Genomic DNA, 14,588 nt, shown 5'->3' with positions numbered 1-14,588 from the left:
GCGGCGGAGCCGCATGATGACACAGCCCCGCGCTCCTAGGTGCAACAGCTCGCCGCCCCCTGCAAGGGGACGGCGAGCAGCTACACGTATGAAGGTGTTACATGATCGGGTCTGGTTCTCTCGCCAGGTCCGCCGCGCCCACCATGCCCGCCTTGTTGCCCAGTTGGGCGGCGATGACGTCGGCCACCGGGCGCCAGTTGCCGCCCACCAGCCAGCGTTTGTAGGACTTGCGGATGGGGTCGAGGACCAGTTCGCCCTCGTCCGAGAGACCGCCGCCGACGATGAAGGCGGAGGGGTCGAAGAGAGAGGCCAGGTCGGCGAGGCCCGAGCCGGCCCAGCGGGCCAGTTCGCGGTACGAGTCGACGGCGACCGCGTCGCCCTGTCTCGCGGCCATCGAGATGTGCTTGCCCTCGATGCCCTCGGGCGTGCCGTCACCGAGGGAGAGGAGCAGTTCGGCGTGCTCGGGGGTCGCGTTGGCGCGCTGCTTCGCGTACCGGACGAGGGCACGCCCGGACGCGTACTGCTCCCAGCAGCCCTGGCTGCCGCAGCCGCACAGCAGCCCGTCCGGGACCACGCGGATGTGGCCGAACTCGGCGGCCACGCCGAAGTGGCCGCGGCGCAGCTTGTTGCCGATGATGATGCCGCCGCCGAGACCGGTGCCCAGGGTGATGCAGATGACGTTGCGATGGCCCTTGCCCGCGCCGAACTTGTACTCGCCCCACGCCGCCGCGTTCGCGTCGTTCTCGACGACGACCGGCAGGCCCACGCGGGTCTCGACCTTGTCCTTCAGCGGTTCCTCGCGCCAGTCGATGTTGGGCGCGAAGTAGACCGTGGATCGCTGGCGGTTCACGTATCCGGCGGCGCCGATGCCGACGCCCACGATCTCGTGCCCGGCGCGCGCGCCCTCGACGGCGGCGGCGATGGCGTCCACGATGCCCTCGGGTGTGCCCGGGGTCGGCACCTTGTGGGTCGAGAGGATGTTGCCTTCCTCGTCGACCACGCCGGCCGCGATCTTCGTGCCGCCGATGTCGACGCCGATGGTGAGTCCCATGAATCCCTCAGTTTCGGTGGAGCCCCGCTACGGCCAACCGTACCCGAGGCCCTGTCGCCGGGTGCCCTTCGTCCGCACGGTGGGCGGGCCCGGCGGGAGGTGACGCAGGGGGTGTCAGTCCAGGTCGATGCGCTCGCCGGAGCCGGTGCCGTCACCCCGGTCCTCGCCCCGGTTCTTTCCGCGGTCGGCCTCCCGGGTCGTCCAGCGGCGTTCCTGGGTCTCGACGGCCGAGCGGTAGGCGGCGAGCAGTTCGTTGCCCGCGGCTGCCAGGTGGTCGAAGACATCCGGGTTGCGTTCGATCACCGGTTCGACGGCCGCCCTGGCCTGCTGGACGACCTGCTGCACCACCTGCTGGGCGGTGCCCTGGGCGACCGCGCCGAGCAGCGGTGACTGGAGGGACGACAGCTTCTCCGAGACGGCGTCGACGAGTTTGCGCAGTTCCTCGGCGGCGGAGGCGGGCGGCCGGCCGTAGCGGGCCCGGCGGCGCGCCTTCTCCGCTTCCAGGTCCTCTGCGCAGGCCTTCGCCCACGCGTCGGCGTCGGCGTCGGAGGCGGGCGTCTCGTACGGTGCCTCGTCGGCCGCGTCCCCCCGAGCGGTTTCGGATGTGGGGCGCTCTTCGCTCATGGCGGGCTCCTGACTACGGTTCGTCTCTCCGACGGTACCCGAATGGACGTACGCCGTTCATCGTGCCTGCGGCCACAGATCGGGGTCCGGCGCGAAACGGACCCTCAGCTCGCCGTCGCGCAGGGCGGCGCCGGCCACCGTGCAGCGGCGCAGTGCCGAGGGCAGCGGCACGATACGGCGGAACGGGCCGACGGTGACGACGAGTTCGTCGCCGCGCCGGACCAGGTCGAGCTCGTCGCGTATCGCGCCGGGCAGCGGAATGTGCCAGACGAGCACACCGTCGTCGGCGAGGTCGTCGGTGACGGGCCACTCGACGGTGGCGGGGGTCCGGTTGACGGCGGGTGCGCGGAGGGCGGCCAGGTCGTCCGAGCCGCGCGGGTCGTGTCCGAGGTGCGGGACCTGGTGGAGGGCGTACGCCTCCTGCCAGTCCTCCAGCGACTTCCGCTGCTGGGCGGTGACGGAGGCCAGCCAGGGGTCGGTCGAGGGCTCCGGCAGGACGCGGTTGGCGAGCAGCACGTCCGCGCGCAGGCCGCGCAGGGCGAGTCCGGTGGTGGCGGCGCGTACGGCGTCGGTGCCGGCCGGGCCGGGTTCGGCGACCAGTCGTACGACGGTGTCCCGGTCCTCGACGACCGCGGTGACGGCGGCCAGTTCCACGTCCCAGCGGGCGGCGGCCTCGTACAGCCAGTCCGTGGGCATCGGGACACCGGCGAGGCGGCCGAGTACGGGGCGCAGGGCGCGGGCGGCCTGGCGTTCCGCCGGGAGGAGGCGGCGCAGATAGCGGCGGAGTTCCTCGGGGAGGGCGAGGAGCGCGAGCGCCTGCGCGGTGGGCGGGAGGTCGACGACGAGGAGGTCGTACGCCTCCGAGAGCGCGGCGTCGCGCAGGGCGCGCAGCAGGGCGAGTTCCTCGGCGCCGGGGAGGGGGGTGGGTTCCTCGGGGTCGAGCCGGGAGGCGCCGAGGAAGTCGAGGACGTTCGCGGCGCGGTCCTGGAAGGCGGTGAGGTCGGCGCGGAAGCGCTCGGCGGCGTCGGGGCGCCAGGCCGTGAGGTGGGGGGTGCCCGGTACGGGTACGGGGGTGGGGCCGGTGGGGGTGCCGAGGGCGGCGCCGAGGGTGTCGGTGCGGTCGGTGCTGAGGACGAGGGTGGGGGTGCCGTCGCGCGCCGCGGTCAGTGCGGTGGCCGCGGCGAGGGTGGTACGGCCCGAGCCGCCGGGGCCGGTAAGGAGGAGGGTGCGCATGTGGGTGAACGGTACCGGTGCCTGCGCCGCACCCCTGGGGGCTGCGCCCCCGGACCCCCGCTTTCGGCCCTGAAGGGGCCTCGTCCTCAAACTCCCCCAGAGGGGGGACCCCCAACGGGCTGAATATCCAGCCTCTCCGGCGTTTGAGGAGCGGGGGTTCGGGGGCAGCGCCCCCGATGGGGGTCCCCCCTCTGGGGGAGGGACGGGTAGGGGCGGCGGGGGCGAGAAACTACTTGGGTTCCTCCACGCGCTTCTTCAGCCCCGCCAGCGCCCGGTCGATGATGACCTTCTCCGCCTTGCGCTTGATCATGCCCAGCATCGGGATCTTGACGTCCACCGTCAGCTGGTAGGTGACCTCGGTCGCCCCGGCGCCCGCCGCCTTCAGGATGTACGAGCCGTCCAGCGCACGCAGCATCTGCGACTTGACCAGGGTCCACGAGACCTCGTGCTCGCCGGTCCAGGTGTAGCCGAGGGTCTGGTCGTCCTTGATCGCGCCGGCGTCCATGACGAGGCGGACCTGCTCGGCGCGGCCCTGGGCGTCGGTCTTCAGGATCTGCGCCTCCTTCACCTCGCCGGTCCAGTCCGGGTAACGGGCGAAGTCGGCGATCACCGCCATCACCTCGTTCGGTGCCGCCTCGATCGTGATGCTCGAACTGGTGAATTCCGCCATCGAAGTGGCTCCTCCAGATGCGGTCCGGTGAGGGAGGGTTGGTGCGCACGTATGTGCAGCGTGAAGGCTACCCCGCGGCGGGCAGGCCGTTGCCACCAGGACCCGGGCCGCCGTCGGTCGTCGGGCCCTGGGATCACCATTCGAGCGCCCACGGCTGCCCGCTCCCCGCGAAGTGCCCTACGTTCACGCACTCCGTGGCGCCGATCCGCATCCGCCGCGCCAGCGGCTGGTGGACATGACCGAAGAGCGCGTACCGGGGGCGCGTGCGCCGGATCGCGTCCAGGAGGGCGCGGCTGCCGCGCTCGAAGCGGCGCGCGACCGTGTCGTACACCAGCTCCGGGACCTCCGGCGGGATGTGCGAGCACAGCACGTCGACCTCGCCGACCGCCTCGATCTTCGCCGCGTACTCCTCGTCGCTGATCTCGTACGGCGTGCGCATGGGTGTCTTCAGCCCGCCGCCGACGAAGCCGAAGGTCCGGCCCCCGATCTCCACCCGCTCCCCGTCCAGGACCCGGGTGCCCGGGCCGGCGTACTCCGGCCACAGTGCCGGTATGTCGACGTTGCCGTAGGTGGCGTACGTCGGTGTCGGGAAAGCGGCGAACAGTTCGGCGTACTGCCTGCGTACCGCCTTCTCGATGGCCGTCGCCCGGTCCATACCGATGCCGGACCAGAGCCGGGCCCCGAGCTCGCGTGCCTCCTCGAAGCGGCGGGCCGTGCGCAGCGCCACGAGGCGGCTCGCGTTCTCGGCGCCGAAGAGGTCGGGGAAGATGCCGCGCGAGTGGTCGGCGTAGTCGAGGAAGAGGACCAGGTCGCCCAGACAGATCAGGGCGTCCGCGCCCGCACCGGCCACGGCCAGGTCACGCACGTTGCCGTGCACGTCGCTGACCACATGAACGCGCGTCCTCTTCTCCTGTGGGTTGCCCCGCGGTGTGGGTGCCATGGCGATCAAGGGTAGGCGTGTGCGGCATGCGTGAACAGGACAGGGAGGCGCTCACGGTTACTGGTCAGTCAAGAAAACCGTGCACTACTGTGCGTAAAAGACACCCAGCCGTGTGACGCCGCGAACATCTCGGCGGACCCCCTGTCGTAGAAGCCATACCGGCGGGTAACGTCCGGGCAGTCCAGTCGTGCTCAGGATTTCAACTACGAGATCCGTGAGTACTTGCCCGAGCCATGGACCGCACCGTCGCATCGCACAACGTCGTGGCGCCGGCGCCCTATGAGGAGCAGCAGTCTTGCGCGAGTTCAGCCTTCCGGCTTTGTACGAGGTCCCCGCGGACGGAAATCTGACCGACATCGTGCGCCGAAACGCCGCGCAGCATCCGGATGTCGCCGTCATCGCCCGCAAGGTGGGTGGCGCCTGGCAGGACGTGACGGCCACGACGTTCCTCGCCGAGGTGCACGCCGCCGCGAAGGGCCTCATCGCCTCCGGGGTCGCACAGGGCGACCGGGTCGCCCTGATGTCCCGTACGCGCTACGAGTGGACCCTGTTCGACTTCGCGATCTGGTGCGCGGGCGCGGTGACCGTACCCGTGTACGAGACCAGTTCCGCCGAGCAGGTGCAGTGGATCCTCAGCGACTCGGGGGCCACCGCGATCATCGTGGAGCTGGACGGTCACGCGGCCTCCGTCGAGTCGGTGCGCGACCGGCTGCCCGAACTCAAGCACGTCTGGCAGATCGACGCGGGCGCGGTGGAGGAGCTGGGGCGGGCCGGCAAGGACGTCAGCGACGCGACCGTCGAGGAACGCAGCGCGGGGACGAAGGCCGACGACCCGGCGACCATCGTGTACACGAGCGGTACGACCGGCCGGCCCAAGGGCTGTGTGCTCACGCACCGCAGCTTCTTCGCCGAGTGCGGGAACGTCGTCGAGCGGCTGCGGCCCCTGTTCCGGACCGGCGAGTGCTCGGTCCTCCTCTTCCTGCCGCTCGCACACGTCTTCGGACGGCTCGTGCAGATCGCGCCGATGATGGCGCCGATCAAGCTGGGCACCGTCCCGGACATCAAGAACCTCACCGACGAACTGGCCGCGTTCCGGCCGACGTTGATCCTCGGTGTGCCGCGCGTCTTCGAGAAGGTCTACAACTCGGCGCGGGCCAGGGCGCAGGCGGACGGCAAGGGCAAGATCTTCGACAAGGCGGCGGACACGGCGATCGCGTACAGCCGCGCGCTGGACGAGCCGTCCGGCCCGTCGGTCGGACTGAGGTTCAAGCACAAGGTCTTCGACCGGCTGGTCTACAGCAAGCTGCGGAACGTCCTCGGCGGCAGGGGCGAGTACGCCATCTCCGGCGGCGCCCCGCTCGGTGAGCGGCTCGGGCACTTCTTCCGCGGGATCGGCTTCACGGTGCTGGAGGGCTACGGCCTCACCGAGTCCTGTGCCGCCACCACGTTCAACCCCTGGGACCGGCAGAAGATCGGCTCGGTCGGCCAGCCGCTGCCCGGCTCGGTGGTGCGCATCGCCGACGACGGCGAGGTGCTGCTGCACGGCGAGCACCTGTTCAAGGAGTACTGGAACAACCCGGGCGCGACCGAGGAGGCGCTGGCCGACGGCTGGTTCCACACCGGCGACATCGGCACCCTCGACGAGGACGGCTACCTGAGCATCACCGGCCGCAAGAAGGAGATCATCGTCACGGCGGGCGGCAAGAACGTCGCCCCGGCCGTGATCGAGGACCGTATCCGCGCGCACGCGCTGGTCGGGGAGTGCATGGTGGTGGGCGACGGGCGGCCGTTCGTGGGCGCGCTGGTCACCATCGACGAGGAGTTCCTGGGCCGTTGGGCCGACGAGCACGGCAAGCCGGCCGGGTCCACCGCGGCGTCGCTCGCCCATGACCCGGATCTCCTCGCGGCGATCCAGGGCGCGGTCGACGACGGCAACGCCGCGGTGTCGAAGGCGGAATCGGTGCGGAAGTTCCGCATTCTGGCCTCCCAGTTCACCGAGGAGTCGGGCCACCTGACGCCGTCCCTGAAGCTCAAGCGCAATGTGGTGGCGAAGGACTACGCGGACGAGATCGAGGCTATTTACCAGGGTTAGTACAGGAGTTGGTACCGGAGTTGGTACCGGAGTCGGGTCATGGCGCGGTGTCCTCGGCGAGGACCCGCGCCATCGTCCGTTCCGCGAGCGCGGTGATCGTCACGAACGGGTTCACCCCGATCGAGCCGGGCACCAGCGAGCCGTCGGTGATGTACAGCTTCGAATACCCCTTCACCCGCCCGTAGTTGTCGGTCGCCCTGCCCAACACGCAGCCGCCCAGCGGGTGGTAGGTGAAGTCGTCGGCGAACACCTTGTTGCCGGTGCCGAACAGGTCGTACCGGTAGATGGTGTTGTTGGCCGCGTTGATCCGGTCGAACAGCTTCTTGGCCATGGCGACGGACACCGCGCTCTGGGCGGCGCTCCAGCCGAGGCGTGCCGAGTCGGTCGCCGCGTCGTAGGTGAACGACGCCCGCTGCGGGTTCTTGGTGATCGCCAGATAGAGACTCACCCAGTGTTCCAACCCCGTGGGCAGCGGGGCGATCTCGGCGAAGACGGGGTTGTCGGTGTTGGCCCAGTCGTCGATGCCCATGACCGGCATCGTCGACTGGTTCGCCCCGACCGTGTCCCACAGGTGGTTGGCGCGCCCGAGCATCACGTTGCCGTTGGTCCCCCAGCCGGTCCCGACGCTGGCGTCGAGCGCGGGCAGCGCGCCCGTCTCCCGGGCCCGGACGAGGAGTTCGGTGGTTCCGATGCTGCCGCCGCCGAGGAACAGATAGGTGCACCCGTACTGCTTGGTCTGGACGACCGCGCCGGTGTCGTCGATCCGGTCGGCGGTCAGGACGTACGTCCCGTCGGCGGCCCGGGTGATCGCCCTGACCCGCTCCATGGTGGTGATGGTGACGTTGCCGGTGCCCAGCGCCGAGGCGAGGTACGTCTTGTCGAGGCTGCGCTTGCCGTAGTTGTTGCCGTAGATGACCTCCTGCCCGAGCGCGGACTTGGTCGCCGTACCGGCCGCCTCGCGCTGCATGTAGTCGAAGTCGTAGACGCTCGGTACGAAGGTGGTCTTCAGGCCGGTGTTCTGCGCGTGCTTACGGGAGATCCGGCTGAAGCGGTACCACTCCGTCGACTCGAACCAGGCGGGGTCGACGCTGTTGACGCCGAGCATCGCGCGGGCTCTCGGGAAGTAGGTGCCGTACATCTCGGTGGCGTTGACGCCGGGGAACTGCTCGGCGAAGTACGACTGGAGCGGGGTGACGGCCATGCTGCCGTTGACCAGCGAACCGCCGCCGACCCCCCGTCCGAGGAACACGGACATGTCGTTGTAGTGCACGCGGTCCAGTGCGCCGGGGTAGGGCGGGATGTCCCTGTTGACGACGTCCAGCCACAGGAAGCTGGCGAGGGGGGCCTCGGTGCGGGTCTTGAACCACATGGAGCGCTTGTCGGGGGCGGCCGTGGAGCAGAAGATCTTGCCGTCGGAGCCCGCCGTGTTCCAGAGGCGGCCCATCTCGATGACAAGGGTGCGGATGCCGGCCTGGCCGAGGCGGAGAGCGGCGACCGCACCGCCGTATCCGGAACCGATGACGATCGCGGGGGCGGATTCGACGGCGGCGGGTTCGACGGCCTGGGCGGACTGGAGGCCGACGCGGGTGAATCCGAGGGCGGCGGCCGTCTGGAAGGCGGCCATGCCCAGTATTTGACGTCTCGTCAGCTGATGCTGCGTCAACTGACGGTGTATCAGTTTTTCTGTCATGAGCGCAGCATCGGCGGAATATTGGGTTCCGCCTAGTAGGTGCGTACCAGCACATGTTCAAAAACAGCGGACGCCCGCCGTCACAGCAGCGCCTTCAGCTCCTCCGCCAGCAGGTCCCAGCGCCACTTCTCCTCGACCCAGGCCCGCCCCCGCTCCCCCATCCGGGCGCGCAGTTCGGCGTCGCCCAGCAGGACGGTGATCCGGTCGGCCGCCTCCTCCACGGAGGTGCCGCGCACCACCCAGCCGGTCTCGCCGTCCAGGACAGCGTCCGGCGCGCCCCCCGAGTCACCGGCGACCACCGGCAGCCCGGTCGCGGACGCCTCCAGGTACACGATCCCGAGCCCCTCGACGTCGAGGCCGCCCCGGCGCGTCCGGCACGGCATCGCGAAGACGTCACCGGCGCCGTAGTGGGCGGGCAGTTCGGCCCAGGGCACCGGCCCCGTGAACCGGACCGAGTCGGCGACGCCGGTCTCGTGCGCCAGCTTGCGCAGCTCCCGCGCGTAGGGCCCGCCGCCGACGATCAGCAGGACCGTCTCCGGCTCGACCGCGAGGATGCGGGGCATCGCCAGGATCAGCGTGTCCTGCCCCTTGCGCGGGACCAGCCGCGAGACACACACGACGACGGGCCGGCCGGTGAGCCCGAGCCGGGCGCGGACCGCGGCGCCCCCCGACTCCGGGTGGAAGGTCTTCTCGTCGACCCCGGGCGGCAGTTGGACCATCCGCCGGGCCGCCCGGGGGCTCAGCGCGGCGGCGATCCGCGACCGCGTGTACTCGCCCAGGTAGGTGATCGTGTCCGTCGACTCGCCGATCCTGCGCAGCAGTTGACGCGCCGCCGGCAGTTGCGCCCACCCGGCCTCGTGACCGTGGGTCGTCGCCACCAGCCGCTCGGCGCCCGCCTTCCGCAGGGCCGGCGCCATCAGCCCGAGCGGCGCCGCCGCCCCGAACCACACCGACGTGCACCCGTGTTCACGCAGCAGCCCGACGGCCCGCCCGGTGACCGCGGGCGTGGGCAGCAGCATCGTCGTCCGGTCCCGTACGACGGTGAAGGGCTGCTCGGCGTCGAAGGCGGCCGTCGCCCGGGCGCCCTCCGGGCCGCGCTTCCAGGTGGAGGCGTAGACGACGACCCGGTCGGGGTCGAGCCGTAGCGCCATGTTGTGCAGGAAGGCCTGGATACCCCCCGGACGGGGCGGGAAGTCGTTCGTCACGATCAGGGTCTTGTGCACGCCGCCGACCCTACCGAACCGTCTCCCAGACCCTCCCAGAACCCTCACAGGTGTCCGGCCCCGCTTGATGGCGTTCGCACAGCCGAGCGGGAGATCATGGCCGCCCACCGGTTGACGCACCATGAATCAGCCACGAAGAACCAGAAGAACCAGCCACGAGGAACGGACAGGGATTCACGTGGACAACGCGGGCGGAGGGCGGCTGCGGCTCCCCGTGGCACTGCTGGGCACCTGGGGCCTGACCCGGCTGCTCCTGCTGCTGTTCGTGTTCAAGGTGTTCGTCTTCCCGGGCCCGGACGTCACGAGCGACGTCACGGTGATCTACCACGGCTGGTACGAGGTGCTGCGCCACGGCACCTTCCCGCTGGCCGACGTCACCTGGCAGTACCCGCCCGCCGCCGCCCTCGCGATCCTCTCCCCCGCCGCCCTGCCGTTCCTGGACTACGCGACGGCGTTCTTCCTCCTGGCCCTCCTCGCCGATCTCGTCGCCCTCTCCCTCCTCCTCTACGCGGGCGCGCGCCCCGGCCGGACGCCGCGCGGCGCCTGGGTGTGGGTGGTGGGCGTACCACTGCTGGGCCCGACCGTGTACGCCCGGTACGACGTGATGGTGACCGCCGTGGCGGTGGCCGCCCTGCTCGCCGGGGCCCGGCGTCCGCGCCTCATGGGGGCGCTGGCGGGCTTCGGGGCCCTGCTGAAGGTCTGGCCCGCCCTGCTGCTGGTGGGGGCCGTACAGCGGCGTGCGTGGGCCTCGGCGGCCGTCACGGTGGCCGCGCTGGCGTCACTGTTCGCGCTGGCCATGCCCGGCGCCTTCGCCTTCCTGACCTTCCAGGGCGGGCGGGGCACCGAGGTGGAGTCGCTGGGCGCGCTCGTCTTCCATGCCGGCCGGCACTTCGGCTGGACGGGCCGGGTGGCGCTGAACTACGGCTCGATCGAGTTCCTGGGCCCGTTCGTGCGGACGGTGAGCACGGTGGCGCTGCTGCTGACGGTGGCCGTCTTCGGCTGGCTGCTGCTGTGGCGGCTGCGCGCCACCCGGTTCCTGCCGCACACCCTGGCCGACGCGGCCTTCGTGGCGGTGCTGCTGTTCGCGGTGACCAGCCGGGTGATCAGCCCGCAGTACATGGTGTGGCTGGTGGGCCTCGCCGCCGTCTGCCTGTGCTTCCGGGCCAGCCCGATGACCCTGCCGGCCGCCCTGGTCGTCGTCGCCTGCCTGGTGACGGTCCTGGAGTTCCCTATCGGCTTCGGACACGTGGTCGCCAGTGACGCCTACGGCACGGCCCTCCTGTTCACCCGCAACGGCGTCCTGGCCGTCGCGGCCCTCACGGCGGCCCGGGAGCTGTGGCGCACGACGGCCCCGCCCCGGGCACAGCTCCCGCCACTGCCCGACCAGTCCGCCCGCGCCCGGGAGACTCAGCCGAGCTGAGCGCGGAGATACTCCCGCCACCACCCGGTGAACTGCCCCGGCGTCGTCCCCAGCACCTCCGCCAGGGCCCCCTCGACGGCCCCCGCCCGCTTCCCGTGCGCCCCGACGGCCCGGTAGAACTCCCCGAGCCGCACCTCGCCCCACCGGTCGGCGACCATCCGGCACGCCAGCCAGCCGCCCTCGTACGCCCGGGCCAGCTTCGCCGCGTCCCCGCCGAAGCCGAAGTCCGCGTCCCCGGGCAGCGCCTCCGGCACCTCGCCCGAAGACACGGCGAGCGCCAGTTCGGGCGCCGCCTGGGCCGGCGTACGGCCCGTGGACCGGTAGCCGACCCAGTCCGCGTACCCCTCGGAGAGCCACAGGGGCGTGGCCGCCGTGGTGGCGGTACGGGTCGCCACATGCGTGGTCTCGTGGGTGAGCACGACCTGCTTGCCGAAGTCGCCGAGCACGCCGTACGCCTCGGGGTTGACGATGATCCGGTCCGCGGGCGCCTGCACCGACCCTCCTGTCTCCCCGGTCGTGACGGCCGCGATCCCCCGGTACGCGGAGGCGGGCGACCCGAGCAGCTCCGCCATCCCCGCCAGCGACTTCGGTACGAGGACCACGACCCGCCCGGTCCACGACCCGCCCCACGCGTCCGTCACCGCGGGCACGGCACGGTCGGCGAGGCCCGCGTAGCGGCGCAGGGACTCCGGTGACTGGCCGACCCCCAGGACGAGGCTGTGCGCCCCGCGTACGGCCCGTACGGTCCCCTGGTCCCACAACTGCCGGCCCGTCTTCCGGGCGGGCTCGTCGTCGTCGACATACCACTGCCCGCCGTCCCGCTCGGTGAGGCTCAGCGTGCGCCCGACCCGCACGGGCGCCTTGTCGATGCCCTCGACGCGGTAGCTCAGCTCGACGTCGGCGGTGGCCTTGCCGCCGTCGGTGCGGTGCAGAGCGGTCAACCGGTACGACCAGGCCGCCAGCGGGAGCGCGCGCAGCCGCGTGAACTCCGGTGACGCACCGGTCCGCGCGTACGCCGGTTCGTCGCCGGCGAGAACGGCGGCGGCCCGTCGGTCCAGCAGCCGTCGTACGTCGGCTGAGGCGGTGTCGGTCGCCGACCGGCCGCCGCCGCACGCGACGAGGGAGACGAGAGCGCCGAGCAGCAGCCAGAGCGCCACTCCCCACCACACACGCCTTCGACCAGCCACGCCGACGATCGTACGGGCCGATTGTCAGGAAGTTCAGGAAAGGTACCGCTCCGGACGTTCAGACCCTGGTGACCGACGAGACGGGCATCATGCCCACCGGGTCGTACCGCACCGGCGCGCCCGGATAGGGGGCGTGGATCACCTGGCCGTTGCCCACGTACATCCCGACGTGGCTGGCATCGGACCGGTAGGTGACCAGGTCGCCGGGCTGGGCCTGGGAGAGCGGGACCTGCTGCCCGGCGTACCGCTGGGCCTGCGAGGTGCGCGGCAGGGCGACCCCGGCCTTCGCGTACGACCACTGCATCAGGCCCGAACAGTCGAAGCCGGAGGGCCCGTTGGAGCCCCAGACGTACGGACTGCCCAGCGCCGCCCGGGCCGCGGCGACGGCGGCTGCCGCCCGGGCGCTGGGCGCGGCGGCGTTGCCGAGGTCGGGCAGGTCGGTGCGGTCGGACCGGGAGGCCCGGTCGTAGGCGGCCCGGTCTGCGGACGGCAGCGAGTTGAGCAGCGCCCGCGCCTTCGCCAGCTTCTGTTCGACTGTCCGCTTGTGCACGGCGACCGCCTTGCGGCTGCGGTCGAGCTCGGCGAGCTTGCCGGTGGCCTCCGTGCGCTCCTGGGCGAGTTCCCGCATGGCTGCCTGGAGTTCCCTCAGCTCACCGGCCTGGTGAACGTTGATCCGGTCGAGCGCGGCGGCCTTCTCCAGGTACTCGTCCGGGTTGTCGGAGAACAGCAGCGCGAGCGACGGGTCCAGGCCCCCGGCCCGGTACTGGGCGCCCGCGAGCGAACCGAGCGTCTCCCGCATGGTGTTGATGCGCAGCTGCTGCCGGGCGATCCGGTCCTGCGCCCGGGTCACCTGCTCGCGCAGCGCATCGGCGCGTTCGTCGGCCCGGTTGTAGGACTCGGTGGCCTTCTCGGCCGCCGCGTAGAGCCGGTCCACCTCGGCCCGGGTGTGGTCGGTCGGCGCGGCGCTGGCCGACGGCACGGCGGCGCCGAGAGCCGCGGCTGCGGCGGACAACACGGTGAGGGCGGCGCCTGCGGCGCTGGCTCCCCGGTCGAACCCGGACGGTACAAGGCGGCGATGGAACCCCACGAGAAGCCGCACTCCTTCCGCTGGCGGACGCATGTGCTCCCCCGGTGTTGGGGGCGCGCCAGACAGTAGCCGTGCGACTACGCGCGGACCAAGGACCTCGACGGCCACACACGGTGACGCCCCGCCTATGACGCAGGTCATCGGCGGGGCGCGGGGTCAGCGGACGGTGTCGGGATTCGCTCGTTCGGGCGTCAACGTGTCCTGATCCTGAACAGACCCGGAAGGAGTACGACGATCGGATCCGTCGACGAGAGGATCAGATCCGAACGCCGAACTGGAACGGCATGTTGTCGATCGACTCGTACCGCACGACCGTGCCGGTGCGCGGCGCGTGCAGGACCTGGCCGTTGCCGGCGTAGAAACCGACGTGGTGGAAGTCGCCGTAGAAGATGACCAGGTCGCCGACCTCGAGATCGCTCTGCGAGTAGATACGCGTACCGGCGTTGGCCTGCGCTTCCGAGGTCCGGGGTATCGAGATGCCGGCCTGGGCGAACGCCCAGGAGGTCAGTCCCGAGCAGTCGAAGGAGTTGGGGCCCGAGCCGCCGTAGACGTACGGCGAGCCGATCTTGCTCTGCGCGGCGGCGTACGCGGAACCGGCGCGGCCCGTGACGGCCGAGCCCGAATCGCCCGTGTTCGAATCGCTGAGGGCGGAGCGCTCGCTGGCCCGGCTGGCGCGGGCGTCGGCGGCGGCGATGGCCGCCTTCTCCGCTGCCGTCATCGAGTTGAGGAGCTTCTGGGCCTCGGCGAGCCTGCTCTGGACTTCCTTCTTCTTCTTGGCCAGCTCGGTGCGGGTGTCCGCGAGGTCCTCGAGCTTCTCGCCGGCCTCGGAGCGCTGCTGCGCGAGCGCGCGCTGCTTCTCCTGGACCTTCTTGAGCGACTCGACCTGCTGAGCGCTCAGCTGGTCCATCGTGGACGCCTTGTCGAGGTAGTCGTCCGGGTCGGCGGAGAGGAAGAGCTGCACGGAGGGGTCGATGCTGCCACTGCGGTACTGGGCGGCGGCGGCGAGTCCGAGGCCGTCGCGCAGCTCGTTGAGCTCTTCCTGGCCGCGGGCGACGTTGTCCTGGAGGGTGGAGATCTCCTTCTCCAGCCGGTTCTGCTTCTCCTCGGCCCCGTTGAGCTTCTCGGTGGCCTGCTCCGCCTGCTCGTAGAGCTTGTCGACCTTGGCCTTGACCTCGTCCTTGCTCGGCTTCTCGCTCGGCGCCGCGTTGGCGGCATTGGCGCTGAGGGCCACGGCGGCAGCCGCGGCGGTGGTGAGCACGGTCACGCGGGTGCGGCTCGGCTGCTTCGGTCGACGATGGGACGCCACGGAGGCGAACTCCTTCTTCTCCCGCTGTCACTCCCTTTGAGCGATCACCCGAGCGGAGGTTCGAG

At 71.3% G+C, this 14,588-nt stretch carries 12 protein-coding genes; 2 read left to right on the top strand and 10 right to left on the bottom strand.

All coding sequences use genetic code 11. The features are described 5' to 3' along the window. Window positions 1–97: 97 nt before the first annotated feature. From ACW4TU_RS33855 to ACW4TU_RS33835, 5 genes are all read right to left on the bottom strand, one after another. Window positions 98–1,051 (bottom strand): ROK family glucokinase, encoded by a 954-nt coding sequence (locus ACW4TU_RS33855; protein ID WP_457419472.1) that lies wholly within the window; start codon window positions 1,049–1,051, stop codon window positions 98–100. 114 nt (window positions 1,052–1,165) lie between these two features. Continuing rightward, entirely contained in the window at window positions 1,166–1,675 is a 510-nt protein-coding gene (locus ACW4TU_RS33850) for a DUF5304 domain-containing protein (RefSeq protein WP_457419470.1), read from the bottom strand. A 57-nt stretch (window positions 1,676–1,732) separates the two neighbouring features. Further along, window positions 1,733–2,908 carry an ArsA family ATPase gene (locus ACW4TU_RS33845; RefSeq protein ID WP_457419468.1) on the bottom strand — a complete coding sequence of 392 codons (1,176 nt, stop codon included), beginning with the start codon at window positions 2,906–2,908 and terminating at the stop codon, window positions 1,733–1,735. Window positions 2,909–3,137: 229 nt separating this feature from the next. Continuing rightward, entirely contained in the window at window positions 3,138–3,578 is a 441-nt protein-coding gene (locus ACW4TU_RS33840; RefSeq protein ID WP_457419466.1) for an SRPBCC family protein, read from the bottom strand. A 133-nt stretch (window positions 3,579–3,711) separates the two neighbouring features. Next, the gene (locus ACW4TU_RS33835) at window positions 3,712–4,467 is read right to left on the bottom strand and encodes a metallophosphoesterase family protein (RefSeq protein WP_457430458.1); all 756 of its coding nucleotides are present in this window, start codon (window positions 4,465–4,467) and stop codon (window positions 3,712–3,714) included. A 346-nt stretch (window positions 4,468–4,813) separates the two neighbouring features. Here ACW4TU_RS33835 and ACW4TU_RS33830 point away from each other — a divergent pair, with 346 nt between their 5' ends. Next, window positions 4,814–6,610, top strand: a complete 1,797-nt coding sequence (locus ACW4TU_RS33830; protein ID WP_457419464.1) for an AMP-dependent synthetase/ligase — start codon at window positions 4,814–4,816, stop codon at window positions 6,608–6,610. A 37-nt stretch (window positions 6,611–6,647) separates the two neighbouring features. On the opposite strand, the gene ACW4TU_RS33825 is transcribed toward ACW4TU_RS33830, so the two are convergent. Beyond that, a complete protein-coding gene (locus ACW4TU_RS33825) occupies window positions 6,648–8,300 on the bottom strand; it encodes a GMC oxidoreductase (RefSeq protein ID WP_457419462.1) in 1,653 nt (550 codons plus the stop codon). Window positions 8,301–8,380: 80 nt separating this feature from the next. Continuing rightward, window positions 8,381–9,523, bottom strand: a complete 1,143-nt coding sequence (locus ACW4TU_RS33820; protein WP_457419460.1) for a glycosyltransferase family 4 protein — start codon at window positions 9,521–9,523, stop codon at window positions 8,381–8,383. Window positions 9,524–9,701: 178 nt separating this feature from the next. On the opposite strand from ACW4TU_RS33820, the gene ACW4TU_RS33815 reads away from it, so the two are divergent. Then, window positions 9,702–10,943 carry a glycosyltransferase 87 family protein gene (locus ACW4TU_RS33815; protein WP_457419458.1) on the top strand — a complete coding sequence of 414 codons (1,242 nt, stop codon included), beginning with the start codon at window positions 9,702–9,704 and terminating at the stop codon, window positions 10,941–10,943. Here the strand turns inward: ACW4TU_RS33815 and ACW4TU_RS33810 are convergent. From ACW4TU_RS33810 to ACW4TU_RS33800, 3 genes are all read right to left on the bottom strand, one after another. Beyond that, window positions 10,931–12,130 (bottom strand): hypothetical protein, encoded by a 1,200-nt coding sequence (locus ACW4TU_RS33810; RefSeq protein WP_457419456.1) that lies wholly within the window; start codon window positions 12,128–12,130, stop codon window positions 10,931–10,933. The two genes, ACW4TU_RS33815 and ACW4TU_RS33810, sit on opposite strands and share 13 nt — an antisense overlap. A 58-nt stretch (window positions 12,131–12,188) precedes the next feature. Then, window positions 12,189–13,217, bottom strand: coding sequence for a C40 family peptidase (locus ACW4TU_RS33805; RefSeq protein ID WP_457419454.1), 1,029 nt, complete (start codon window positions 13,215–13,217; stop codon window positions 12,189–12,191). Between the two features lie 256 nt (window positions 13,218–13,473). Beyond that, window positions 13,474–14,523 carry a C40 family peptidase gene (locus ACW4TU_RS33800; RefSeq protein WP_457419452.1) on the bottom strand — a complete coding sequence of 350 codons (1,050 nt, stop codon included), beginning with the start codon at window positions 14,521–14,523 and terminating at the stop codon, window positions 13,474–13,476. Window positions 14,524–14,588 lie beyond the last annotated feature (65 nt).

The organism is Streptomyces kryoterrae, from assembly GCF_054072135.1.
The sequence above is the reverse complement of the archived record's forward strand: the minus strand, read 5'-3'. Positions and strand labels throughout refer to the sequence as shown.